Origin of the sequence: Streptomyces sp. NPDC015661 (genome assembly GCF_043077765.1) — a bacterium.
Classification (GTDB): Bacteria; Actinomycetota; Actinomycetes; order Streptomycetales; family Streptomycetaceae; genus Streptomyces.
This window is the reverse complement of record NZ_JBIBST010000002.1, coordinates 252,362-275,702: the sequence shown is the minus strand read 5'-3', so window position 1 is coordinate 275,702 and position 23,341 is coordinate 252,362. Positions and strand designations below refer to the sequence as shown.

Genomic DNA, 23,341 nt, shown 5'->3' with positions numbered 1-23,341 from the left:
TGCGCATCCACAGCTACATGGCACCCGACGACAGCCTGAACGTCACGACGCAGCTGATCGAGACCCCCGCGCGGATCGTCGCCGTGGACGCCCAGTACGCCCTGGCCTACGCCGACGAGGTCGTCGCCTACGCCCGCGGGCTGGGCAAGCCGCTGGACCGGCTGATCATCACCCACGCCCACCCGGACCACTTCCACGGCGCCGCCCGCTTCGGCGCGCCCGTGCACGCGCTGGCCGCGGTGCGCGACCAGATCAGGACCCGGGGCGACGGCCAGGATCCGTCGGGGACGGTCATCCCGGCCGCCGACGTCACGCCGACGGTGGAGATCGCGCCGGGCACCGAGGTCATCGATGGCGTCCCGTTCGTCTTCGAGGCCCACCACGGTGGCGAGGCCGCCGACGAACTGGTGATCAAGCTTCCGGAGCAGGGCGTGCTGGTCGCGCAGGACCTCGTCTACCACGCCACCCACCTCTTCCTTGGGCAACAACGACGTCCCCGACTGGACCAGGGCCGTCGACGAGCTCGCCGCCGCGCCCGGCTACGACACCGTCCTGGCCGGGCACGGCCTGCGCGCCGGCCCCGAGGTCCTCGACCAGCTGCGCCGGTATCTCGCCGACGCGGGCGAACTGCTCGGCGACGACGGTGAGGCGTACAAGCGGGCCATCACCGCGCGCTACCCCGACTTCGGCGGCCCGTTCCTGATCGACATCGGCAACCAGTACCTCTTCGGCGCCGAGAACGCCTGACCCTCCCCCTCCAGCGAAACGGCAAAGGATCTCACCATGAGCAGGATCGCCGTGTTCGGTGCCGCTGGAAAGGCCGGCTCGCGGGTCGTCGCCGAGGCCGCCGCCCGCGGCCACCGGGTCACCGCCGTCGCCCGCGACCTCGACGCGCTGACAGCCCTCCATACGCCGTCGGCCAGATCCGCGCGCTGGACGCCTACCTCGCGCTCGACGACAGTGTGACCTGGACCTACCTGTCCCCGCCGCCGGTCCACTTCGCCCCCGGCGAGCGCACCGGCCGCTACCGCACCGGGCTCGACCGGCCCGTCGTCGGCGACGACGGCCAGGCCCGCATCTCCGACGAGGACTACGCCGCCGCCCTCGTCGACGAGATCGACAACCCCCGCCACCTCAAGCGACGCTTCACCGTCGGCTACTGACGCCCTCAGCCCACGCCCGCTCCAGCGGCCCGCACAGGCGGGTACGCCGGAGCCCGCACGCATCCGCCCGCGGCACGGGCCGGGCACGCGAGGGAGACGTGTGGTGGCGGACTGTCCGTCTTGCGGCTACGCCGGGAACGTGTACGGGGACCTCGAGGCCACACCATGCGTCTGTGAGGCGTGGGAGGAGGAATGTCAGCACTCCGGCGGGGTCATCGCTGTTGGGACCGTCGAATCCTGTGGATCGTGGTCGGGGCGGAGAGGTCGACGCCCTGACGGCCGAAGGTGAGGACGAGACAAGGGTAGTTGGCGGTCTCGCCGCCGTATCCGAACTCGCTGCCCTCGTAACGTGGGCCGCTCTTGGGTCCGTTGGCGGACTCGTCACCGGCCTTGATCACGAAACCGTTGTCGACGTTCGTGCCGTCGATCCAGGGATGGACGGTCTTGGTGACGGGGAAGGAGTACCAGGTGTTCAGCTCACCGGGCTGCTTGGTGACCACGCCGCCCTTGGTGAAGCGGACGGCGTCGGCGATGACGGAGGTCGCGGTCGTGACGGGCCCGTCGCCGAGGGCGATCTTGCCGAGCGTTCCCGCCTTGAACGGGTGCGAGCCGAGGGTCTTCCAGACGCCCGTGGTGCCGGCCTGCTGGTTGACGGTGTAGGCCTTCGTCCCGCCGTCGTAGGTGACGGTGTACGGGGCGTTGGTGGCACGGTCCGAAGCCGGGACGTAGTGCGTCTCGACCTGATAGGTGCCGTCCTCGGGAAGACTCGGCTGCCAGGTGTACGTGTCACCCGCGACCGAATCCTTGTTGTACATGTAGGTCTGGTTCGCCGCGTACTGCCTGCACGCCGTGTGTTCCCCGACGCCGGCCAGGCACCGACCGCCGCCGTACGCCCGGCCTCAGCGTTGTCCACCACGACCGCCGTACCCGACAGCTCACCCGTGAAGGTGTTCGCGTTGTCCCAGGTGGCTGTGTCCTCCGACCAGGTTGGCCACCGGCGTGAGCTTCCCCGCACCCTTCAGCCTGAGGGTCACCGCGTGACCGGTACGCGACTCGAAGCGGAGGAGCTTGCCCGCGTCCGAACCGAACTAGCGGGACGCGGCGTTTGCCGTGTTGGCGAAGTCGAAGCCCTTGGCGTCGGACGGAACGACCGTCGGGTCGATGCCCTTCCAGGACTTGCCCGCCCGGTACCCGGTCGGGATGGCCGACACCTCGGCCTGCACCCGGCCGTCGGACAGCTGCTAGTAGCGGGCGTTCGCCGTGCGCTTCCCGGTCAGTTCCGCGATGCGCTTGGGCTTTTGCCGCGGCTTTACCCTTCGACAGGTTCTCCCGGCTCGGCAGGGCCGGAGTCCCTCCGGTCGACGGCTCGACCGGTTTCGCCGGCTCGACGTCATCGTCCGAGAACCAACTCGAGAGGGCCTCGGCAATACCCCTGTCCCGTCGTCTTCTTTCGAAACCGGTGCCGCATAAGCGACTTGTGGGAGCGTGGTCCCGGCTATCGCCGAGACCGCGAGGCAGGCTATCGCCCGCCCGTATCCCACTTTCACGCCATTCTCTTCATCGGAACCCCTCCCGCGCTTGGCGAATGGGCGCGCCGACGCGCCGGCGCGGGTGCTCCGTCGACGGTCACGGCGGATCTGGCCTCCACCGGAGCGCCTCAAGGCATGCCAAACCAGGCCAACTTCCGTTCGAGGAAAGGCCTCGCCAGAGGTGAGTGATCGTGGCGGGTGGATTCTCCACACAGAGTTGAGGGTCCGTCAACTGTGCACGCATATAGGGTATTTTCCTTGCCCGGGCGATGGTGATCAGGGTCGTCATGTCCGACTTTTCCGCTGCCTGGCATTCGTTGAATCCGATGATGTATAACCCGGGTGATTTTCCATCGACAGAGAGCACCGCCATGCCAACGGCCGAGCTGCCGGGAAGACCAGATGAATCCGAAACCCCGGATGTCACAAGGGTTTCCGGGTGCCTCAACGCCGCGTTCACTCAAGGGGTGGCTACGAGGCGCTCGGTGAGGCGCGCCCGACATCTCGTACCGCAGGACCGAACGCGCCATCGCCACCGGGGCCTTCGGCCGGACCACGTGCGGCAGTGAACTCCCCATCCTCGAATCATCCCCAGCCCCTGAAGGAGCCCAGTGACCCCGCACCCCTTCCGTTTCCGCCGTACGGCCAGGATCGTGGCGGCCACCGCCGTCACCCTTGCGACCCTCGGTCTCACCTCCCCGGTGGCGCCGGCGGCGCAGATTCCGGCCGGAGTGCGGAGCATCGCGCTGCACGGTGCCGACCCCGCCCAGCGCGCGCTGTCCGCTCGGACGACCACGCCGTTCAGCATGCTCGGCGTCACCTGGGCCGACCCGCGCGCTGAGCTCGGCGGAACGGCTCAGGTCCGTACCCGCGACAGCGTCACCGGTGTCTGGTCCGGCTGGCATGAGCTCGAACTCGACGTGCGTACGCCCGAGGTGGGGACCGCCGCCGAAACCGGCAGGGTGCGTGCCGGAACCCAGCCGCTGTGGACCGGGCCGTCCGACGGTGTCCAGGTCCGGGTGACCGGGCAACACGGAAAGCTGTCGAAGCTGCCCGACGGGCTGCGGGTGGAGCTGGTGGACCCGGAGGCGGCCGCGGCCTCGGCCACGCCGTACGCCGCCACAACCGCTACGACGACGGCCACGGCCACAGCGAGCACGGCTCCGCAGCCCGCTGTTGTCCCGCGTTCCGGCTGGAATGCCGACGAGTCGCTGGTGAAGGACCCGCCGACGTACACCACAGACACCAAGGTGGTGTTCGCCCACCACACTGCGGGCACCAACGACTACACCTGCGACCAGTCCCCGGACATCATCCGCGCGATCTTCCTGTACCACGTGCAGAGCCAGGGCTGGAACGACATCGGCTACCAGTTCCTCGTCGACAAGTGCGGCACCGTCTTCGAGGGGCGCGCGGGCGGCATCGACAAGCCGGTCCTTGGCGCGCAGACCTATGGCTTCAACACGGACACCACCGGTGTTGCCGTCCTCGGCAACTACAACGACGCGATCTCCTCGCAGCCCGTGCTCGACGCGGTGGCTGGGGTCGCTGCCTGGAAGCTCGGCCTGTACGGCTACGACGCCGCCGGCACCGTCGTCCTCGCCGCGGCCGCCGACAACGGCAAGTACACCAAGGGTCAGAGGGTCACCCTGAACCGGATCTCGGGCCACCGCGACGGGTACCCGACCGAGTGCCCCGGCAACCATCTGTATGCCGATCTGTCCGTCATCCGCACACTCGCCTCGGCGGCGCAGACGGGCTGACCTCGCCCGCTGCCGGTATCGGGCTGCTGGTCACCGCCACACCGGCTCAGGCCGCCGAATACACGGTCAGCAGCAACTGCGATGTTCCGTGGATCACCTGTTCCGAAGGCGACCTCTGGCTGCTGGACGCTTGACCCGCCTTCTGGCCCGGAAATGCTCCGGACAGCTGGTCAGGGCTGGGGTGCCAGTGGGACCGATCGGGAGTGAGAGTGCATTTCGACGGGTGATCCAGGGGCATGCCGAGAGGGGCGCCTGACGCAGGTTTCACCTGGTCAGGCGCCCCATGCCCTGCCCTGCCTCTAGAGTGGCTCGATCACTGTTTGCAAACGGGCTCCGGGCCTCTCAGGGGCGAGCCTGGAGCGGATCACGGGCTGATCGAGGAGGAAGGCGACCAGGGCCTGCCCGATGGACCGGGCGCTGCGGTTCGTCCCTGCTGACACAGTCGGGGGCGGTACGGGTCGTGTGGGTCCTGCGCGCGGTCCGGAAGCAGACGCCTGCGCCATCCGGGGTAGGAGCGGACGAACAAGGCGTCGCCGTCGCGCACGACCCAGACGGACCGGGCCGCGCGGGGTGTGCCGTCGCCGTCGAGCGATGCCGTCGCCGGCTCCCTGTTCCGTTCGATGCGGCCGAGTTCGTCGGTGGTCGAGTCGGGCAGGGCCTGCTTCCTTCGGGGTGGGGTCGGGCAGGGCCTGCTTCCTTCGGGGCGGGGTCGGGCAGGGCCTGCTTCCTTCGGGGCGGGGTCGGGCGAGTCGGTCTGTCACCAGGCGTATGCCTCGGGGGCTTCGCCGCCGGGGCCGGGCCAGATCTCGTCCAGCTTGGCGAGGGTGTCTTCGCCCAGGGTGACGTCGAGGGCGCCCAGATTCCTGGTGAGCTGGTCGACGGTGCGGGGGCCGACGATCGTGGCGCTGAGCACGGGGTTGTGCAGGAGCCAGGCCAGGGCCACGTTGGCGGGCTGCTCGCCGATGTCGGCGCACAGCTTCTCGTACGCCTCCAGCTGCGGCCGGTACTTCTCGACGGTCTGCTGCATGTGCGGGGAGGTGCGCCGGCCGCCCTCGATCTTCTGCAGGACGCCACCGAGCAGGCCGCCGCCCAGCGGGCTCCACGGCATGAGGCCCATGCCGTAGTACCGCAGCGCCGGGATCACCTCCAGCTCTATCGTGCGGGCCGTCAGGTTGTAGAGGCTCTGCTCGGAGACCAGGCCCATGAAATGGCGGGCGGTGGCGGCGTTCTGGGCGGTGGCGATCTGCCAGCCGGCGAAGTTGCTGCTGCCCATGTAGGTGACCTTGCCCTCGCGGACCAGCTGTTCCGTCGCCTGCCAGATCTCCTCCCACGGAGTCGACCGGTCGATGTGGTGCATCTGGTAGAGGTCGATGTGGTCCGTGCCGAGTCGGCCCAGGCTGGCCTCGGCGGCGCGGCGGATCTTGTACGCGGAGAGGTACTTGTCGTTCGGGCCGGGGCCCATCGGCTGGTACAGCTTGGTCGCCAGGACGATCTTGTCGCGCCGGCCGCCGCCCTGGGCGAGCCAGCGGCCGATGATCTCCTCGGAGACGCCGAAGCCCTGCTCCATGTCGGGGGTCTGCGGGCCGCCGTAGACGTCGGCGGTGTCGAACAGGTTCACGCCCGCGTGGACCGCCGCGTCCATGATCCTGAAGCTCTCGGCTTCATCGGTCGCGTCGCCGAAGTTCATCGTGCCGAGCGCGACACGGCCGACCCGCAGACCGCTCCGGCCGAGATGTGCGTATTTCACGTCTGCTTGTTCCTTCTTCAAGTGCACCGAGTTCGCTTCGCTCGGATGGCGAGGCACGGGTGGTTCAAGCGCCCGTCGCCACGCGGTCGCGCGGCGAGTCCGGAGCGGCGGCCCGTGCCACGATCCGGGTGCCGGGGCGGATCGTGACGGCGTAGACGACCCCCGCGAGGCCGGCCGCGGCGACCGCGACCATGCCGAGGGGGACGGCTGTGCCGGCGCCTCCGAGGCCGACGAGCGGGGCGGCGATGCCGCCGAAGGCGAACTGGGCGAGGCCGAGGAGGGACGACGCCGTACCGGCGATGTCGGGATAGCCCGCCAGGGCGAGGGCGGTGGCCGGCGGCGTCGTCGTGGCCGCACCGCTCACCAGGACGAACAGGGACGCCAGCATGGCGGGCAGCGGAAGCTGGGCGAGCGCGGTGAGGAGCACGCCTGCCGCACCGGCCAGGGACAGGGTGAGTCCGATCGCCAGGGTGCCCTTCTCCGACCAGCGGCTGGAGAGGCGGCCGGCGGCGAAGCCGAAGGCCATGAAGCCGAGGGAGTTGAGGCCGAACGCGAACGAGTAGCCCTGCGGGGAGAGCCCGTAGATGCCCTGGAGGACGTACGTGGCGCCGCTGAGGTAGGCGAAGAGCGCGGCGTACACGAAGCCGATGACGAGGACGGAGCCGAGGAAGACCCGGTCGGAAAGCAGTCGGCGGAAGTCGCGCCGGGTCTGCCGGACGTCTCCGGAGGTGCGGTCCCGCCGGGGCAGCGTCTCGCGGAAGACGACCAGGACGGCGAGGAGGATGGCCGCGCCGGCGGCGGCGAGGAAGAGGAAGAGGCCGCGCCAGTCGGTGACGGCGGCGAGCTGCCCGCCGAGCACGGGACCGATGATCGCGGCGAGCCCGCCGATCACGGTCAGCCGGCTGTAGTAGCGCACGAGCTTGGCGCCGGAGTGGAGGTCGCGGCCCGCGGCCTGGGCGATCACGATGCCGACCGCGCCGGCGAGCCCCTGGAGGAACCGGGCGGCGATCAGCGTCTCGACGCTGGGGCTGAGGGCGCACAGCACCGCGGTGACGATGTACGCGGCGACACCGACCAGCAGCGGGCGGCGACGGCCGAGCCGGTCCGACAGTGGCCCAGCCACGACCTGACCGAGAGCGAGACCCAGCAGACAGGCGGTGACGGTCAGCTGCGCGGTCGAGGTCGCCGCGCCCAGGTCACCGGTCAGCGCGGGCAGGACCGGGAGGTACAGGTCCATCGAGATCGGCCCGAACACGGTCAGCAGCGCGAGGACGACGGCCAGGGCGCGTCCGACCGGCCGCTCGCGCGACGCGTCCGGGATCACAGGGGTGCTCACAGGACTCCCATCCGAGAGAACGATCCAGGGGAAGGCGGGGCACTGCGGTGCCCCGACACGGCGGGCGATCCGCCCGCACTCAAGAAGACCGCATTCCGTTCGGGGTAGGGAGTTTCCGTCGAGGGGTGTACCGGCAGTGCACCGGTCAGAGGGCGGTGCCGGTTTCCTCGGCCAGGGCGTCGAGGAGTCGGTCCTGGAACTGCTCGTCGTGGACGGCGGGATGAGGTTCCGTCAGCTGACGGTGGTACCAGTAGCCGCCGGTGGTCAGTGCCTCCGGATCGTCGGCGACGGCGAGCCACTCCTGCGTGCGGTGCCCGAGTTCGAGGTCGTCAGGGGCATGCGGTCCACCCATGCGAGTCGGGACCCAGCCCGGATCCACGGCGTTGCTCGGCACGCCTGGTCGCAGCCGCGCCACCGCGGCGGCCAGAGCCGTCACGTACAGCTTGCTGTCGGCGTACGACCCCGGGCTCGTGCCCTGCCAGTCGACTCCGGTGAGCCGGGGGCGCCCGTCGTAATGGGAGCCGCTGCTCAGGTACACCAGTCGGCGGGGGTCGGGCAGCAGGGCCGTGAGCAGGTAGGGGGCGATGACGTTGACCGGCATGACGGCCGGTCCGCGCCACACCCCGGCGTTGTGGATGACGGCGTCGAGCCGCCCGAAGCTGATCACTTCGCCCGCGATGCGGCGGACGGCGTCGCGGTCGGTGAAGTCTCCGACGACCAGCTCCGCGCCCTGGTCGAGAAGCGGCTGGAGGACACGTGCACGACGTGCGTCGCGGGAGTGGACGACGACGGTGTGCCCTTGGGCCGAGAGCGTCTCGGCCGCGGCCCGGCCGAGTCCGTCCGTGGACCCGGTGATCAGGATCCGGCTCATGCCCGAAGGCCATTCCCGCGCGCGCTCGGCTCGGTCTGCTCGCTCTGCTCGGTGGCGGCCCAGGAGGCGAGCAGCCGCACGCCCTCTTCGGAGGGGGAGCCGGGCTCAGCGGTGTAGATGGTGAGGGTCAGGCCCGGATCGGCGGCCATCTCCAGGCCCTCGAAAGCGAGGGTGAGCTCCCCGACTACCGGATGGTGGAACCGCTTCGTCCCGGTGCCGTGGTGACGCACGTTGTGGGCGCCCCAGCGGGTGCGGAACTCCTCACTGCGGGTGGACAGCTCGCCCACCAGGTCGTGCAAGCCCTTGTCGTACGGATTCCGGCCTGCCTCCGTACGCAGGATCGCCACCGCCACATCGGCGGCGGCGTCCCAGGCGGGGTAGAACCGCCGGGAGGCGGAGTCGAGGAAGTTGAAGCGGGCGAGGTTCGCCTGATTGTCGGGCGAGGCGTAGATGTCGCTGTAGAAGGCGCGAGCGAGCCTGTTGGCCGCGAGGAGGTCCATGCGGCCGTTGCGTACGAAAGCGGGCCCTGCAGTGATCGCGTCCAGAGTCCACTGAAGGCTGCGATGCGGCTTCCACGAGCGAGCCGCCTTGCGTCGTGGCCGGGTGAGGGCGTCGGAGCCGTCGGCGGCCTGGGCCAGGTGGAGGAGGTGGGCGCGTTCGGCGTCGTCGAGCTGGAGGGCACGGGCGACGGCTTCGAGGACGGCCGGGGAGACGCCCGCGAGGTTGCCGCGTTCGAGCTTCGCGTAGTACTCGACGCTCATGTCGGCCAGGGCGGCGACCTCGCTGCGCCGCAGCCCGGGGACGCGGCGCCGGGAGCCGCCGGGCAGTCCGGTCTGCTCGGGGGTGATCTTCGCGCGGCGCGAGGTGAGGAACTCGCGGACCTCTTCACGATTGTCCATGTCTTCGACGGTACGGCCTCGCCGCCGCCAAAGGGGTGTACGGCCGGTACACCCCTCACTGGTGACTCGCTGCCCGTGTGAAACAGCGGTTTCCTGAACGGCGTGGCGCTGTGCGCTCGCCCGCTCGAACAGGGGCGCGACACGGCGCCTCCCCCCCGGCTTTGCAGGGCAGCGGTCCCCGCACGGGCCGGGGCGAACCATCCGCCCTCGCTGCCGGTGGACCCGACCACCGGCGCCCTCGCACCCCAAGGGAACCCCTCATGCGCGGAGCAGTGATCCACGCCCCCGGCGACGTCCGTTTCGAGACCCTGGACGACCCGAAGATCGTCCAGCCGACCGACGCCGTCATCCGGACGGCCGTCACCTGTGTGTGCGGCTCCGACCTGTGGCCCTGGCGCGGCCTGGACGAGACCGGCGACCCCCACCCCATGGGCCACGAGTACGTCGGATTCGTCGAGGAGACCGGCGGCGAGGTCACCGGCCTCACCCCCGGCCAGTTCGTCGTGGGCTCCTTCGCCACCTCCGACAACACGTGCGCCAACTGCGCCAACGGCTTCCAGTCGAACTGCTTGAACCGTGAGTTCATGGGGACCTGTCAGGCCGAGTACGTCCGCATCCCGAACGCCCAGGGCACCCTCGTCCCTCTCGACGAGACGCCGGACGAGTCGCTGTGGCCGAGCCTGCTGGCCCTGTCGGACGTCATGGGCACCGGCTGGTGGGCCGCCGACGCCGCCGAGGTCCGGCCGGGCTCCACGGCCGTGGTTGTCGGCGACGGCGCCGTCGGCCTCAGCGGCGTGATCGCGGCCAAGGAGATGGGTGCCGAGCGCATCATCGCCATGAGCCGCCACGACTCGCGGCAGAAGCTGGCCCTCGCCTTCGGTGCCACCGACATCGTCACTGAGCGCGGCGAGGAGGGCGTCGCCCGGATCAAGGAGATGACCGGCGGCATCGGCGCCGACTCCGTACTGGAGTGCGTCGGTACGGCCCAGGCCATGAGCCAGGCCCTCCGCTCGGCCCGCCCCGGCGGCAACGTCGGCTTCGTCGGTGTCCCGCACGACGTCTCCGTCGACGGCGAGGAGCTGTTCTACTCCCACGTCGGCCTGCGTGGCGGCCCCGCCCCCGTCCGCCGCTACCTCCCCGACCTCATCGACCGCGTCCTCACCGGCCGCATCGACCCCGGCAGGGTTTTCGACCTCACCCTGCCCCTCGCCCAGGTCGCCGACGGCTACCGGGCCATGGACGAGCGCCGCGCCATCAAGGCCCTGCTCAAGCCCTGAACCCGGCCCATGCCGACACTGCCGTGGCCGGCCCCTCAAAGGGACCGGCCACGGCACCCCGTCGCGCGCATCCTTTCGCGAAGGACCCACCGTGACCACGTTCGCCCTCGTCGGAGCGGGCCCCGGCCTCGGCCTGGCCACCGCCCGCCGCTTCGGCACCGCCGGCCACCGCGTCGCCCTCATCTCACGCAAGGCCCAGCACCAGGACAACCTGGTCGCCGAGCCGGCCAGGGACGGGATCCACGCCCGTGGCTTCACCGCCGACGCCCTCGACCCGGCCTCCCTCACCGAGGCGCTGAAGGAGGCCGCCGACACCCTGGGGCCCATTGAGGTCCTCCAGTACAGCCCGGTGCCCCGCTCCGACTTCATGAGGCCGGTACTCGACACCGGCGCCCACGACCTGGACGCGGCTCTCGCCTTCTCGGTCAAGGGCCCCGTCACCTGCGTGCAGGGCGTCCTGCCAGGCATGCGCGCCCTGGGCCGCGGCACCGTACCTTTCGTCAACGGTGCCAGCGCTGTACGGCCCCAACCCGAGCGCGCGGGCACCTCCATGGCCTGCGCCGCCGAAGGCGCGTACGCACAGATGCTCCACGATGTTCTCGTCCCCGAGAACATCCACGTCGCCCAGCTCGTCGTCCCCGGAGCGGTCCAGCCCGACTCCGAGCGCAGCAGCCCCGCCATCCTGGCGGAACGCCTATATCCCTCCACACCGAACGCAGCGGCTTCCGGCACTACGCCGCGCCCCTGACCGACCGAACCGGGTCTCCGCCATGCCCCGTGCCACTGCCCTCCGCACCACTGCCCGTGCCCTGCCCGCCGCCGCACTGCTCGTAGCCCTGACGGCCTGCACCACTTCTTCTCCGGACAGGCCCGCGGCCGGCGCATCTCCTGATCAGCCGACGGCGTCGAGCAGCGCGCCTCCCACCGATCCGTCCGACGGGAACACCACCATGAACATCCGCCTGACCATCGACGGCCACGCCGTCGACGCCACCCTGAACGACAGCACCACCGCACGCGACCTCGTGTCCCTGCTGCCGCTCACCCTGGACGTGGAGGACTTCCACCAGACCGAGCGGATCGGATACCCGCCCCGCAAGCTGGACACCACCGGAGCGCCGGACGCCTCCCACCCCAAGGCCGGCGACCTCGCCTACTACGCGCCCTGGGGAAACCTCGCCCTGTTCCACCGCGACGGCGAGCACTCCCCGAACCTGGTCATTCTCGGCCGCCTCAGCGACCCCAGCGACACCGACCGGCTCGCCACCGCCGAACGCATCCGCATAGAGGCTCGCTCCTGACCGGACACCAGCCATCAGTGCTCTCGTCAGGTTCGGCCCGCAGGCGCGAGCGCGTTGCGGCGGGCCCAGCTTCGTGCGACCCACGCCTCAACCGCAGCCAATCCCTCGACCTGGCCTTCCTCGTCGCCCGGATGTACCGGAACCAGTAGGCGGCCGGCCGTTGACGTCGGCGCGTCCTCGCCCGTTCCCCCTGTCAGCGGGAGCGGGCGAGGACTTCGTGCTCAGCCCTGGCGGAGGCGCCGGTCGGCCAGCTCGGCGAACAGCGCCGTCCCGACGGGAAGCGCGCCGTCGTCGAAGACCGCGTGCGGGGAGTGGTTGTAGGGCGCGTCGGCAGCGGAGGCCAGTGGCTGGGCGCCCACCAGGAACTGGGCGCCCGGCACGCGGGCGAGGATCCGTGAGAAGTCCTCCGATCCCATGGCCGGCGTGGGCAGGTGCAGGAAAGAGCCGGGGCCGTGGATCGCGTCCGCCACCTCCTCGCCGAGGTCGACGGCCTCCGGTGTGCAGACCACTGCCGGGTACACGGTGTCGACGAGCACGTCGGCGGTGAGCCCGTGCGCCGAGGCCATGCCCGCGCACAGTTTCCGGGCCCGGTCCAGGATGGCCGCCATTCCCGCCTCGGAGGTCGCGCGCACCGTGGCGCCGAAGGTCGCCTCGGCCGGGATCACGTTGGTGCGGGTTCCCGCGTGGAAGGTGCCGACCGTGACCACGACCGGGTCGAACACGTTCGCAGTCCGGGTGACGAGGGTCTGGAGGGTGGTGACCATCTCGGCCGCGACCGGCACGGGATCCGCGGCCTGGTGCGGGGCGGAGCCGTGACCACCCCTGCCCCGGACGGTGACGTGCAGGTCGGCGCTCCCGGCCATGGTGGTGCCGGCCCGGCCCCCGATCGCGCCCACCGGGGCCCCGCTCGACACGACGTGGAGGGAGTAGGCGGCGACCGGCGGCGTATCGCCGGCTTCCAGGACGCCTTCCTCGATCATCAGGCGGGCACCGTCCTCGCCCTCCTCCCCGGGCTGGAACATGAAGACCACGGTCCCGGGCAGTTCGTCCTGGCGGGCGGAGAGCAGTCGTGCCGCGCCGGCGAGCATCGCGGTGTGCTGGTCGTGGCCGCAGGCGTGCATGACCCCGTCGATCCGCGACGCGTAGGGGACGTCCGCCAGTTCACGCACGGGAAGGGCGTCCATGTCGCCGCGGAGCAGAACCACGGGGCCGGGCCGCCCGCCGCGCAGGACGGCCACGACGGACGTCAGCCGCTTGCCTGTCGTGAGCTCCAGGGGGAGTCCGTCGAGGGCCGTGAGGACCTTGGCCTGGGTGAGGGGGAGGTGCAGGCCGAGTTCAGGTTCGCGGTGCAGTGAGTGCCGCAGCTCGACGAGCTCGGTGGACATCGACTCGGCCTGCTGCAGGTAGCTCGGCATGTGTCTCCTCTTCGGGGGTCGTGGGTTCTGGCGGCGGACAAGGGATCCGCCGCCAGCGGGGCGGGCGCTACTGGTGCGCGGTCAGCGCGGCACTGGCCAGCAGCGTTCGGGTGTACGGGTGCGAAGGACGCTCGTAGATGTCGCGTGTCGGGCCCTGCTCGATCACGCTGCCGTGCCGGAGCACCACGACCTCGTCGCAGACGTGGCGGACGACGGCGAGGTCGTGCGAGATGAAGAGCATCGTCAGGCCCAGCCGGTCACGCAGAGCGGCGAGCAGGTTGAGGACCTCGGCCTGGACCGAGGCGTCCAGGGCAGAGGTGATCTCGTCTGCGATCACCATCGCCGGCTCCGCCGCCAGTGCCCGCGCGATGGCGATGCGCTGCCGCTGTCCGCCGGAGAACTCGTGCGGCAGACGCCCGGCCGCGGATGGGTCCAGCGCCACCGTCTCCAGCCAGCGGGCCACGGCACTGGAGTGCTTGCGTACATCAGCACGGACCGGGTCGATGGCCTCGGCGATCGAACGACCGATGGTCAGCCGTGGGTCGAGCGAGGCGTACGGATCCTGCGAGATGAGCTGGACGGAGCGTCGGACCGCCGCGGCGTGGCCCCTGCGCAGTGCGGCGAGGTCGCGGCCGTCGAGCCGCACGGTCCCGCCGGTCGCCCGGACCAGGCCGAGGGCGGCCTTGGCGAGCGTCGACTTGCCCGATCCGGACTCGCCGACCAGGCCGACGGTACGCCGTTCCGGTACGCCCACGCTGACCGCGTCCAGCACGGTCCTGGTTGCGGCCCCGTGGCCGAACGATACCGTCAGGTTGTCGAACTCCATTTTCATGAGGCGTCCTTCCTCACCACGGCGTGGCACGCGACGCCGTCCAGCAGCCGGGGCCGGTCCGTGTGGCAGATGTCGAGCGCCTCCGCGCAGCGCGGGGCGAAGGAACACCCGGCGGGTCTCGCGTGTGGCACGGGCGGCCGACCGGGGATGGTGGCGAGCGGCCCGGACCCGTCCGCGCCCATCGGCTTCGGCGTCGCCGCCAGGAGGGCCCTGCTGTAGGGGTGCCGTGCGCGCCCGGCGGTCAGGGCCGCGGCGGAAAGTTCCTCCACCACGCGGCCGGAGTACATGACCAGTACGCGCGTGCACAGTGCGCCGACCACACCGATGTCGTGCGAGATGAACAGCGTCGCCAGACCGCGTTCGATGGTGACCTCGTTGAGCAGGCTCACCACCTCGGCCTGCACCGTGACGTCCAGGGCGGTCGTCGGCTCGTCGGCGATCAGCAGGTGCGGTTCGGTGAGCAGCGCGGCGGCGATCATGGCGCGCTGCCGCATGCCGCCGGACAGCTGGTGCGGATACTGCCGGACCACCGTTTCCGGAGCCCTGATGTGGACGCGTTCCAGGGCCGCCACCGCCCTGCTCCGGGCCGCGGTGGCCGGTACCTTCCCGTGGACCCGGATCGTCTCCGTCAGCTGACCTCCCATCCGCAGGGCCGGGTTGAAGGACGAGGAAGTGTCCTGGAAGACCACGCCGATCCCGGTGGCTAGCAGGGTGGCCGGAACGTCGGCGCCGATCAGGTCCACCGCGGGGCCGCCGGACTCCGGGGACAGGTCGAGCCGTGACGCCTCGGCGTGCAGTGTGGTGGGCAGCAGCCGTGCGACGGCCATGGCGGTGAGGCTCTTTCCGGAGCCGGACTCGCCGACCAGCCCGAGCCGTTCGCCGCGGCCGATCGTGAAGCTCACTCCGTCGACGAGCATCGTGCCGTCCTCGCTCTGGACGGTCAGTCCGTCCACGTGGAGCACCGCGTCGTCGGCGTCCGGTGCTGCTGTCGCCTCCGTGCGGGAGAGCTCGCGCGACGCCACCGTGTGCGCATGGCCGTCCGCAGGCGTCGCGACGGGGTGCGGCCGCTTCGAGCGTGCCTTTCGCGAACGGCTCCCCGCGCTGGAGTGCGGATCGACGAGGGCCGCCAGCCCGTCGCCGACCAGCCCGGCCAGCACCCCGGTCAGCGTGATCGCCGCGGCTGGTCCCAGGGCCTCGACGGGGTTGGTGTAGACCGACTTCAGCCCCGTGCCCAGCAGCGCGCCCCAGTCGTAGTCGGGGGGCTGCACGCCGAGTCCCAGGAAGGAGAGTGCCGACAGAGCGGTCAAGGACTGCGCGAATGCCACGGACAGCAGGACCAGGAGCGGTCCGGAGATGTTCGGCAGCAGATGCCGCGTCAGCACCCGCCATGGTGGGACGCCCAGCAGCCGCGCCGTGGCGACGTAGTCCCGCCCCGCGACCGACGCCGCGAGGTTGGCGGTCAGCCGTGCGAAGGACGGCGAGCCACCGATGCCGATGGCGCACACGGCGCCGACCGGGCCGGCGTCGGCCACGGCGGCCACCACGAGGGCGAGGATCAGGGCGGGGTAGGACACCGCGACGTCGATCACCCGCAGGCCGGCCCGGCGCAGCCCCGGCCCGGAGACCCACACGGCACTGCCCAGCAGCACCCCGAGGAGAGAGGCCAGGGCGGCCGCGGCCAGCGACATCTCCAGCGTCAGCCGGGTCGCCACCATCGTCCGCGCGAAGAGGTCGCGGCCCAGCGCGTCCGTACCCAGCCAGTGCGCGGAGCTCATGGCTGCCCGCGAGGGGCCGGCGCCCAGTTCCTCGGCTTCACCGTCCCACACGAGCGGGGCGACGGCCGCCAGGAGCGCGATCGCGGCCATGCCGCCGACGCCGATCCGCAGTGAGGTGTTCCAGCGCTTCACGACTCACCTCCACCGGTGATCAGGGTTCGGGGGTCCAGCACTCCCAGCAGTACGTCCACGAGCAGGTTGAGGACGGCGGCGAGGAGGCCGAGGGTCAGCACGCATCCCTGGACCACCGGGTAGTCGCGGGCGAGGATCGCGTCCACGACGCGGCTCCCGATCCCGGGCCAGGCGAACACGGACTCGACCACGACGGTTCCGCCGAGCAGCCCGGCCAGGATCAGCCCGCCGAGGGTCAGCGTCGAGGTCAGGAGGTTCGGCAGCGCGTGTCGCGCGTACATCCGAAGTGGCGGCAGACGACGGGCACGCGCGGTCCGCATGTAGTCCTGGGCCAGTACCGTGGCCGTCTCACGGTGCACGATCCGGGCGATGGCGCAGGTCCCGGGTACGGCCAGGGCCGCGATGGGCATGACCAGCGAGCCCGGCGTCGCCGCCCCGGCTGCCGGGAGCCATCCGAGCCCGATGCCGAAGAGCACCACGAGCAGCGTGCCGAGCACGTACTCCGGCACGGCCCCGCCGAGTCCGGTCAGCATGCTGAACCCGGTGTCGGCGCGCCCGCTGGAACGCACGGCGGTGATCATCCCGAGCGGAACCGCGATCAGCAGGGAAAGAAGGACGGCGCCGACGGCGAGCTCGGCGGTGAACGGAAGCCGCGTCGCGACGATGTCGAGCACGCTCTCCTTGGTCTGGAACGACGTCCCCAGGTCGCCGCGCAGCAGGCCTGTGACGTAGTCGACGAGTTGTCCGAGCAGCGGCTGGTCCAGGCCGAGCTGATGCCGGGTGGCGACGAGCGCCTCGGGACTGGCATCCGGGCCCGCGACGACGCGGGCCGGGTCGCCCGGGATCAGCTGGACCATCGCGAAGGTGGCGGTCACCAGTACCGCGGCCACGACGAGCAGCCCGCCGAGCCGCCGCAGGAGGAACACTCCCCACGGGCCGGGCGCGGTCAACACCCGGGCGAGCCGACGTCTTCCCGGGGCGGGGGCCGGGACCGGCGCGGGTGCGGGGATGGACGGTTGGGTGGCCATCAGCCGTCGATCCGGAGGGAGCCGGCGTCCATCATGCCGTCGGGCGCGGCGACGGCGATGCCCTTGCGTGAGACGTAGGAGACGTTGACCGTCGACAGCGGCACGATGTCGTGCGCCGCGAGCAGGGCGCGCTGCGCGTCGGTCCACGCGGCGCACTTGGCCTTCGGGTCGACCGTTTCCAGTGCCTCGGCGAAGCCGCTCAGGAACGCGGGGTTGTCCACCGCGCCGAAGTTGCGTCCGGCCGGGGGCTCCGCGCCGGTGAAGTAGGCCGCCCCGTAGGTGAGGCTGCCGGAGATGTAGGCGAACACGTTGACGTCCCACTCGCCCTTGTTCCCCAGCGTGTTGGTGGCCCACGTGGCGTTGTCCAGGTTGCTCAGGGTGACGTCGGCGCCCGCCGCCTTCAGCGCGGCCTGCACGTAGTCGTTGCCAGCGCCGCCCGCCACGGCGTTGGGACCGGTCACCTTGATCCGTACGCCGGTGAGCGCCGCCTCGGCGGCAGCGGGATCGGGTGCGGTGAGCACCGAGGCGTCGGTGTTCGCGCACGGTGCCGACGGGTCCACGTAGCTCGCCATCAGCCGGCCCTTGCCGCCGAAGACCTTGTCGAACGCGGCGGGGTCGAGGGCCTGGGCGATCGCCTTGCGAACGGCCGGATCCGAACCCGGGTGTCCGGGCCGCTCGTTGAACGTGACGAAAAAGCGGATCAGCGGCACGGCCAGGGTCGTGTACTTCGCCTGGTCCGTGAAGCGCGCGGCGTCGGGGCCGGTGAGCGGGGCGAAGTCCAGCTGGCCGGTCTGGAGCTGGTTGGCGATCGTGGACTCGTTGTTCACGACGGAGAAGCGCAGGGTACGGGCCGGGGCGCCGGGCGGCTGCTGGGCGTAGGTGGGGAAGGACTTGAAGTCCGGGCGAAGGTCGAGGCCGTAGGCCGCCCCGCGCTGTACGTCGGCGAGCGTGTAGGCGCCGGTGCCCGCGCCGGGCACGTCACCGGCCGCGAGGGCCTTGAGGTCGGCAAGCCCGGGAGAGCAGACGATGCCGGTCTGGACGCTGGACAGCGCCGGCAGCAGGTCGGACCACGGCTGGGCGACGGTGACCGTGATCGTGCGCGCGGCGTCGTCGGCGGCGAACGTCGGCTTGCCCTCGGGCCCGAACACGATCGCGGAAGCCGTCGAGCCGGTGGCCGGATCGGCGTAGCGCCTCAGTGACGCGGCCGCCTGGGACGCGGTCAGGGACTTGCCGTCCGAGCAGGTCGCGTCGGCGCGCAGGGTCAGCGTGACCACGGTCGGTGCCTGGGTCCAGCTCTCGGCCAGCGCCGGCAGGACCTTGCCGTCGGAGTCGCGGGCGACCAGGGTCTGGTACCGCAATTGCGCCAGGATGTCGTCCGAGGCGCCGGTGGCCTTCGCGGGGTCGAAGGTGGTGACGTCCGAGGTGAGAGCGGCGCGGATGGTGCCGCTTCCGGGCGCGTCCCCGGCCGGGGAGCCCGTCGCGGAACCTGTGGAGGTGGTACATGCGGAGGCAGTCGCGGCGACCGCGGCGGCCACCAGGAAAGTCCATTTCTTGGGCATTGCTCGGCTCCTGGGTAGAAAGTTGCAGGTCGGGGGTGCGTGTGGGGACCGCACTGGAGAGCGGTGGGGGGCACCGACTTGCGGCACAGACTGGGAGGGCGACCGGCTAGGCTCCCCGAAATGCACGAAACCGCAGTTTGGGAGGTTCGGGATGCGCGAAACTGACGCACTCGATGAACTGGATCTGGAGCTGATCACGGCGCTTCAGCTGTCCCCACGAGCTCCTTGGGCCCAGCTGGCCGGGCCGCTCGGGGTCGATGCGGCCACACTGTCCAGGCGCTGGGCCCGGCTGCGTGACGGCGGCCACGCCTGGATCTCCTGCTACCTCGGACCTTCGCAGATCGACTTCGTCTCGGTCGCCCTGATCGAGCTCGACTGCGTTCCGGCGCTGCGCGAGGAACTGGCCGCACGCATCGCGCGGCACCCGTTCGCGTTCAGCGTCGAGATCATCGCGGGCGGATGCGATCTGCTGCTGACGGTGTGCGTCCACAGCCCGGTCGCGCTGGCGGAGTACGTGTTGCTGCTCGACCGGCTGCCGGGGATCGTCGCGAGCCGGGTGCACCCGGTGCAGCGGATGTACCGGGAGGGAAGCCAGTGGCAGTTCGACGCGCTCAGTCGCGAGCAGCGCCGCGGTCTGTCCGGCCCGAGCGGGACGGGCGACGGCACGGAGCTCGACCCCGGTGAGCGGCGGCTGATGCTGGCCCTGGGCGAGGACGGTCGCGCGTCGTACAGGGACCTGGCCGCCATGACCGGCCAGGGCGAGCGGACGGTGCGCCGCATGCTCTCCGCGATGCTGGCCGGAGGCCGGGCGGTGCTGCGGTGCGACGTCGCTCTTCCCGCGGCTGGCTGGCAGGACGGCGCGTCGGTCCTGATGTCGGTGCCGCCGGCGCAGCTGGCCGCCGCCGCGGAGGTGGTGGCCGCGCACCGGATGACACGACTCTCCGCGACCGTGGCCTCAGAGGCGAACCTGGCCGCCGCCGTGTGGTTCCACCGGTTGTCGGACCTGACCGGGTACGAGGCGGACCTGGCCGCACGCATCCCGGGACTCCGGGTCCTGCGGCGAGCGGTGACCCTCCGCACCGTCAAGCGGACGGGCCGGCTCATCAGCGCGCGGGGAAGTGCCCGCGGACACGTCGCCATGGACGTGTGGGCCGTCGTCGAGCCGGAAGAGGCCGACGGCTCCGCCACGGCCTGACGGATTCGTGCGTCAGCCGGGCCGGAAGCGCCGGTTTCATGCGGAGTGCAGGGAGTGCGGCTGCCCTGTACGTACGGTCGGGGCCCTGACCCGGGTGGATCCCGCCCCAGAGCCGATCAGACCTGGTCGGGCCCCCGAACACCCGACACCGCCAACCCCCGTGCAAGGAAGGCCACCGACTGTGGCAAGCATGCGTACCCGCACCCAGGAACCGAGCGATCAGCCGGACGCGGATCTGATCCTCCTCGGCTGCGTGATCACGATGAACCGGGCACAGCCCGAAGCCGAGGCGCTGGCCGTACGATCCGGCCGGATCACCGCCGTCGGTTCACGCGACGAGGTCCTCGGCACCCAGGCCGGGCCGGACACCCGGATCGTCGATTACGGTGACGCCGCGGTGCTGCCGGGATTCGTAGAGGCGCACGGGCACTTCGTACAGGATGCCGTCATGAGCGCGCCCCCCTTCGTCGGCATCCGGCCCAGCGAGGCGCCGGACGCGGAGGCAGTCATCGAGATCATCACTCGGACCGTCGCCGAACGCGGCGCTCAGGGAGCGGTGTTCGTCGGATGGGACCGGATGTCCCGGCCTGGACTGCCCGAACCGACCCTGGCGTGGATGGACGGGATGTCCCCCGACCACCCGATGGCCCTTCTGCACACCAGCTCACACACCGTGTGGTTCAACTCCGCTGCCGCCGCCCTGGCAGGGATCGGCGACGACACCCCCGACCCGGTCGGCGGCCACTTCGGGCGTACAGCCGACGGCCGTCTCGACGGCTCGGCGGAGGAGGAGCCCGCCGTCCTGGCGATCGTCGCACCGATCTTCCTGCCGCTTCTGCCCGAGCACCTTCCCGCCGCGCTCAGGGCAGGCGCGGGGCGCGCCAACCGCGCCGGGGTGACCGCCATGAGCGAAATGGGCATGTTCCCCTTCCTGCTGCAGCCGTTGATGGACGTAGCCGACGCGGGAGCACTCAGCCTGCGCGTGCGCTGCTACGAGCCCGCACGTCCCGACACGCACTCCACCGTGAGCCCGTTCCACGGCAACGACATGGTGCGACAGATCGGGATCAAGCTGTGGGCTGACGGCAGCGCGCTCGTGGGCACCATCGCCACCACCTTCGCCTACTGCGACACGCACGAGCTGCACGAACTCGGACTTCCCGCAGGTCGGACCGTGCCGCCGACCTACGACGCCGAGCAGATCCGGGAGATCACCGAGGGCTACTTGGACCAGGGCTGGCAGATCGCCTGCCACGCCATCGGCGACGCGGCGATCGACGTGGTCCTCGATGCCTGGGACCAGGCGCTCCGGCGCCCCGGTGTGCGCGCAGACCACCGCCTCAGAATCGAGCACGCCTCCAGCATGCGCCCGGATCAGTTCCGCCGGGCGGCGGCCCTCGGCGTCACCGTGTCACTCTTCCCGACGTCGCTCCACTTCTGGGGCGACTCCATGGCCGACCACCTGTTCGGCCGCGACGTGGTCGACCGGTGGATGGCGGCCCGCACCGCCGTGGACGCGGGGATACGCATCTCCCTGCACAACGACACACCGGTGACACCGCTCGAACCGCTGCGCAGCGTCGGAATGGCCGTCACCCGCCGCACCGCCGAGAGCGGCCGGACCTTGGGCGCCGACCTGGCCCTCACCCCCGACGAGGCGCTGCGCGCGGTCACGATCGACGCCGCCTGGCAACTGTTCGCCGAGGACGTCATCGGCTCGCTCGAGGTCGGCAAGTACGCCGATGTGGCGGTACTTCAGGCAGACCCGCGCACGGTCGACCCGGAGAAGATCGCCGACCTGGCGGTCCTGGCCACCTACCTGGAGGGCCGGCGCGTCCACGCGGTCTCGGACGCAGCCTCCCGGCCACAGTCGTAGCCCGGGGCGGACACCCGGTCCGCCCGCCGGGCGACCGGTGCCCGCCCCCACCGACGACACGACATCCGTTGGACCCGACACGAGGACGTTCACGTGCATCTGACCGCCATGCTGGAACGAGCCGCACGACTCGCGCCCGACAAGGAGGCGCTCGTCACCGACGACCAGGCGATCGCCTATGGGCGCCTGCTGGACCTGTCACGTCGCGCGGCACAGGTCTTCATCGACGCCGGCCTGCGCCCGGGCGACCGCGTGGCGGTGATGACGTTCAACACGCCCGGTTTCGTCATCGCCGCCTTCGGGGCCTGGTTCGCGGGAGGCGTGCTGGTACCGGTCAATCACAAGTTCACGACGACCGAGACCCGCTACGCGATGGAGCACAGCGGCGCCGTCCTCGGTGTCGTGGCCGCCGACCTGGCCGCCACGGCCACCGCGGCGAGCCCCGCGGCGACCTGGCTGACCACCGAGCGGGCCGTCGCCGGACTGGCCGACTTCGACGCGCTCACCGCCGCGACCGACCCGGTGCCGGCCCCGGTGACCCAGGACGACGCGACGCCGGCCGAGATCCTTTACACCTCGGGCACGACCAGCTCCCCCAAGGGCTGCGTGCACACCCACCGCACGCTCTCCGCCATCGGCCCGCTGATCACCAGTGCCCTCGGGTTCACCAGTGAGGAGCGGTTCCTGCTCTCCATGCCGATCTGGCACGCCGCCCCGTTGAACGACTGGCTGCTGACCATGGTCTTCCTCGGCGCCACCACGGTTCTACAACGCAGCCACGACGCCGTCGGTTTCCTGCACGCGGCCGCACGCCACCGGGCCACAGCCTTCTTCGGCGCCCCGATCGCCTACCTCGCCCCGATCCAACTCGAACGCGCCGGCAAGCTGTCCCTTGCCGACTTCGACCTCTCCACCGTCACCAAGTGGCTGTACGGTGGCGCGCCGATGGGCCGCGAGGCAGCGCAGGCTGTCATCCGCTCCTACCGCACCGACCAGTTCTTCCAGGTCTACGGCATGAGCGAGATGGGACCCATCGGAACGGCACTGCACCCGCACGAACAGCTCCGCAAAGCAGGCTCCGTCGGCCGTGGCGGAATCCCCGGTGTCGACCTGAGGGTAGTCAAGTCCGACGGCCAGGACGCCGAATCGGGCGAGACGGGCGAGATCTGGCTGCGCGCGGAGACGCGCATGACGGAGTATCTCGACAACCCCACGGCAACCTCCGAGGCCTTCTCCGGGCCCTGGTTCCGCACCGGCGATCTCGCCCGCGTCGACGAGGACGGCTACCTCTTCATCGTGGACCGACTCAAGGACGTGATCATCGTGGGCGGGGAGAACGTGCACTCCCAGGAGGTCGAAGAAGCACTGCGCGGTCACCCCCGCATTGCCGACGTCGCCATCGTCGGCCGACCCCATCCCGAGTGGGGCGAGACCGTCGTCGCCGTCTGTGTGAGCACCGATCGAACGGACATCCCGGTTGAGGAACTCAGGGAGTACCTGAGCGAAAAGCTAGCCCGCTACAAGCTCCCCCGCATGGCAGTCACCGTTCCAGCCCTCCCCCGCAACCCCTCCGGCAAGCTGACCAAACACGACATCCGCACGTGGCTCACGGAGTCAGGACCCACCACCGTCAGCTGAGCATC

19 protein-coding genes and 2 pseudogenes are annotated in these 23,341 nt (G+C 71.0%); 10 read left to right on the top strand and 11 right to left on the bottom strand.

Translation table 11 applies throughout. From position 1 onward, the window contains the following. The first annotated feature begins 17 nt into the window (after window positions 1-17). From ACF07V_RS05870 to ACF07V_RS05860, 3 genes and pseudogenes are all read left to right on the top strand, one after another. Window positions 18-747, top strand: a pseudogene (locus ACF07V_RS05870) (MBL fold metallo-hydrolase). Window positions 748-783: 36 nt separating this feature from the next. Beyond that, window positions 784-966 carry an NAD(P)H-binding protein gene (locus ACF07V_RS05865; RefSeq protein WP_392151645.1) on the top strand — a complete coding sequence of 61 codons (183 nt, stop codon included), beginning with the start codon at window positions 784-786 and terminating at the stop codon, window positions 964-966. After that, entirely contained in the window at window positions 963-1,163 is a 201-nt protein-coding gene (locus ACF07V_RS05860; protein WP_392151644.1) for an NAD(P)-dependent oxidoreductase, read from the top strand. The genes ACF07V_RS05865 and ACF07V_RS05860 overlap by 4 nt, the downstream gene beginning before the upstream one ends. Window positions 1,164-1,375: 212 nt before the next feature. On the opposite strand, the gene ACF07V_RS05855 is transcribed toward ACF07V_RS05860, so the two are convergent. Beyond that, the gene (locus tag ACF07V_RS05855) at window positions 1,376-1,978 is read right to left on the bottom strand and encodes a hypothetical protein (protein WP_392151643.1); all 603 of its coding nucleotides are present in this window, start codon (window positions 1,976-1,978) and stop codon (window positions 1,376-1,378) included. Between the two features lie 273 nt (window positions 1,979-2,251). Next, window positions 2,252-2,374 (bottom strand): hypothetical protein, encoded by a 123-nt coding sequence (locus ACF07V_RS05850; protein WP_392151642.1) that lies wholly within the window; start codon window positions 2,372-2,374, stop codon window positions 2,252-2,254. Between the two features lie 929 nt (window positions 2,375-3,303). Between ACF07V_RS05850 and ACF07V_RS05845 the strand changes: the two genes are divergently transcribed. Further along, window positions 3,304-4,455: a peptidoglycan recognition protein gene (locus tag ACF07V_RS05845; RefSeq protein ID WP_392151641.1), complete on the top strand. Its 1,152-nt coding sequence runs from the start codon at window positions 3,304-3,306 to the stop codon at window positions 4,453-4,455. 757 nt (window positions 4,456-5,212) lie between these two features. Here ACF07V_RS05845 and ACF07V_RS05840 read toward each other — a convergent pair. The 4 genes from ACF07V_RS05840 to ACF07V_RS05825 form a co-directional block, all read right to left on the bottom strand. Beyond that, complete coding sequence (locus tag ACF07V_RS05840; protein ID WP_392151640.1) at window positions 5,213-6,202, bottom strand: aldo/keto reductase; 990 nt, start codon at window positions 6,200-6,202, stop codon at window positions 5,213-5,215. A gap of 64 nt (window positions 6,203-6,266) precedes the next feature. Then, entirely contained in the window at window positions 6,267-7,538 is a 1,272-nt protein-coding gene (locus ACF07V_RS05835) for a multidrug effflux MFS transporter (protein WP_392151639.1), read from the bottom strand. Between the two features lie 145 nt (window positions 7,539-7,683). After that, window positions 7,684-8,409: an SDR family NAD(P)-dependent oxidoreductase gene (locus tag ACF07V_RS05830; protein WP_392151638.1), complete on the bottom strand. Its 726-nt coding sequence runs from the start codon at window positions 8,407-8,409 to the stop codon at window positions 7,684-7,686. Next, window positions 8,406-9,308, bottom strand: coding sequence for a helix-turn-helix transcriptional regulator (locus tag ACF07V_RS05825; RefSeq protein WP_392151637.1), 903 nt, complete (start codon window positions 9,306-9,308; stop codon window positions 8,406-8,408). The genes ACF07V_RS05830 and ACF07V_RS05825 overlap by 4 nt, the downstream gene beginning before the upstream one ends. Window positions 9,309-9,568: 260 nt before the next feature. On the opposite strand from ACF07V_RS05825, the gene ACF07V_RS05820 reads away from it, so the two are divergent. The 3 genes and pseudogenes from ACF07V_RS05820 to ACF07V_RS05810 all read left to right on the top strand — a co-directional run bounded on the left by ACF07V_RS05820 (window position 9,569) and on the right by ACF07V_RS05810 (window position 11,886). Then, window positions 9,569-10,585: a zinc-dependent alcohol dehydrogenase family protein gene (locus ACF07V_RS05820; protein WP_392151636.1), complete on the top strand. Its 1,017-nt coding sequence runs from the start codon at window positions 9,569-9,571 to the stop codon at window positions 10,583-10,585. 91 nt (window positions 10,586-10,676) lie between these two features. Beyond that, window positions 10,677-11,332: pseudogene (locus tag ACF07V_RS05815) on the top strand (SDR family NAD(P)-dependent oxidoreductase); the annotation flags it as partial. 203 nt (window positions 11,333-11,535) lie between these two features. Beyond that, window positions 11,536-11,886, top strand: a complete 351-nt coding sequence (locus ACF07V_RS05810) for a cyclophilin-like fold protein (protein ID WP_392151635.1) — start codon at window positions 11,536-11,538, stop codon at window positions 11,884-11,886. A 221-nt stretch (window positions 11,887-12,107) separates the two neighbouring features. On the opposite strand, the gene ACF07V_RS05805 is transcribed toward ACF07V_RS05810, so the two are convergent. The 5 genes from ACF07V_RS05805 to ACF07V_RS05785 form a co-directional block, all read right to left on the bottom strand. After that, window positions 12,108-13,301 carry a M20 family metallopeptidase gene (locus ACF07V_RS05805; protein ID WP_392151634.1) on the bottom strand — a complete coding sequence of 398 codons (1,194 nt, stop codon included), beginning with the start codon at window positions 13,299-13,301 and terminating at the stop codon, window positions 12,108-12,110. A 67-nt stretch (window positions 13,302-13,368) separates the two neighbouring features. After that, window positions 13,369-14,127: an ABC transporter ATP-binding protein gene (locus ACF07V_RS05800; RefSeq protein ID WP_392151633.1), complete on the bottom strand. Its 759-nt coding sequence runs from the start codon at window positions 14,125-14,127 to the stop codon at window positions 13,369-13,371. Between the two features lie 2 nt (window positions 14,128-14,129). Beyond that, the gene (locus tag ACF07V_RS05795; RefSeq protein ID WP_392151632.1) at window positions 14,130-16,040 is read right to left on the bottom strand and encodes a dipeptide/oligopeptide/nickel ABC transporter permease/ATP-binding protein; all 1,911 of its coding nucleotides are present in this window, start codon (window positions 16,038-16,040) and stop codon (window positions 14,130-14,132) included. After that, window positions 16,037-17,068: an ABC transporter permease gene (locus ACF07V_RS05790; RefSeq protein ID WP_392151631.1), complete on the bottom strand. Its 1,032-nt coding sequence runs from the start codon at window positions 17,066-17,068 to the stop codon at window positions 16,037-16,039. The genes ACF07V_RS05795 and ACF07V_RS05790 overlap by 4 nt, the downstream gene beginning before the upstream one ends. Next, window positions 17,068-18,627 carry an ABC transporter substrate-binding protein gene (locus ACF07V_RS05785; protein ID WP_392151630.1) on the bottom strand — a complete coding sequence of 520 codons (1,560 nt, stop codon included), beginning with the start codon at window positions 18,625-18,627 and terminating at the stop codon, window positions 17,068-17,070. Before ACF07V_RS05785 ends, ACF07V_RS05790 begins: the two co-directional genes overlap by 1 nt. Before the next feature lie 151 nt (window positions 18,628-18,778). On the opposite strand from ACF07V_RS05785, the gene ACF07V_RS05780 reads away from it, so the two are divergent. The 3 genes from ACF07V_RS05780 (at window position 18,779) to ACF07V_RS05770 (ending at window position 23,336) form a co-directional block, all read left to right on the top strand. Next, window positions 18,779-19,822: an AsnC family transcriptional regulator gene (locus tag ACF07V_RS05780; protein ID WP_392151629.1), complete on the top strand. Its 1,044-nt coding sequence runs from the start codon at window positions 18,779-18,781 to the stop codon at window positions 19,820-19,822. A 190-nt stretch (window positions 19,823-20,012) separates the two neighbouring features. Then, a complete protein-coding gene (locus tag ACF07V_RS05775; protein WP_392151628.1) occupies window positions 20,013-21,698 on the top strand; it encodes an amidohydrolase in 1,686 nt (561 codons plus the stop codon). A gap of 93 nt (window positions 21,699-21,791) precedes the next feature. After that, window positions 21,792-23,336: a class I adenylate-forming enzyme family protein gene (locus ACF07V_RS05770; RefSeq protein WP_392151627.1), complete on the top strand. Its 1,545-nt coding sequence runs from the start codon at window positions 21,792-21,794 to the stop codon at window positions 23,334-23,336. Window positions 23,337-23,341: the final 5 nt, after the last annotated feature.

Bases quoted from the DNA above. Each gene is read 5' to 3' on its own strand.
- ACF07V_RS05775 (WP_392151628.1), top strand. From the start codon at position 20,013: ATGCGTACCCGCACCCAGGAACCGAGCGATCAGCCGGACGCGGATCTG.
- ACF07V_RS05780 (WP_392151629.1), top strand. From the start codon at position 18,779: ATGCGCGAAACTGACGCACTCGATGAACTGGATCTGGAGCTGATCACG.
- ACF07V_RS05820 (WP_392151636.1), top strand. From the start codon at position 9,569: ATGCGCGGAGCAGTGATCCACGCCCCCGGCGACGTCCGTTTCGAGACC.
- ACF07V_RS05800 (WP_392151633.1), bottom strand. From the start codon at position 14,127: ATGGAGTTCGACAACCTGACGGTATCGTTCGGCCACGGGGCCGCAACC.
- ACF07V_RS05855 (WP_392151643.1), bottom strand. From the start codon at position 1,978: ATGTACAACAAGGATTCGGTCGCGGGTGACACGTACACCTGGCAGCCG.
- ACF07V_RS05830 (WP_392151638.1), bottom strand. From the start codon at position 8,409: ATGAGCCGGATCCTGATCACCGGGTCCACGGACGGACTCGGCCGGGCC.
- ACF07V_RS05785 (WP_392151630.1), bottom strand. From the start codon at position 18,627: ATGCCCAAGAAATGGACTTTCCTGGTGGCCGCCGCGGTCGCCGCGACT.
- ACF07V_RS05805 (WP_392151634.1), bottom strand. From the start codon at position 13,301: ATGCCGAGCTACCTGCAGCAGGCCGAGTCGATGTCCACCGAGCTCGTC.
- ACF07V_RS05865 (WP_392151645.1), top strand. From the start codon at position 784: ATGAGCAGGATCGCCGTGTTCGGTGCCGCTGGAAAGGCCGGCTCGCGG.
- ACF07V_RS05810 (WP_392151635.1), top strand. From the start codon at position 11,536: ATGAACATCCGCCTGACCATCGACGGCCACGCCGTCGACGCCACCCTG.
- ACF07V_RS05790 (WP_392151631.1), bottom strand. From the start codon at position 17,068: ATGGCCACCCAACCGTCCATCCCCGCACCCGCGCCGGTCCCGGCCCCC.
- ACF07V_RS05825 (WP_392151637.1), bottom strand. From the start codon at position 9,308: ATGGACAATCGTGAAGAGGTCCGCGAGTTCCTCACCTCGCGCCGCGCG.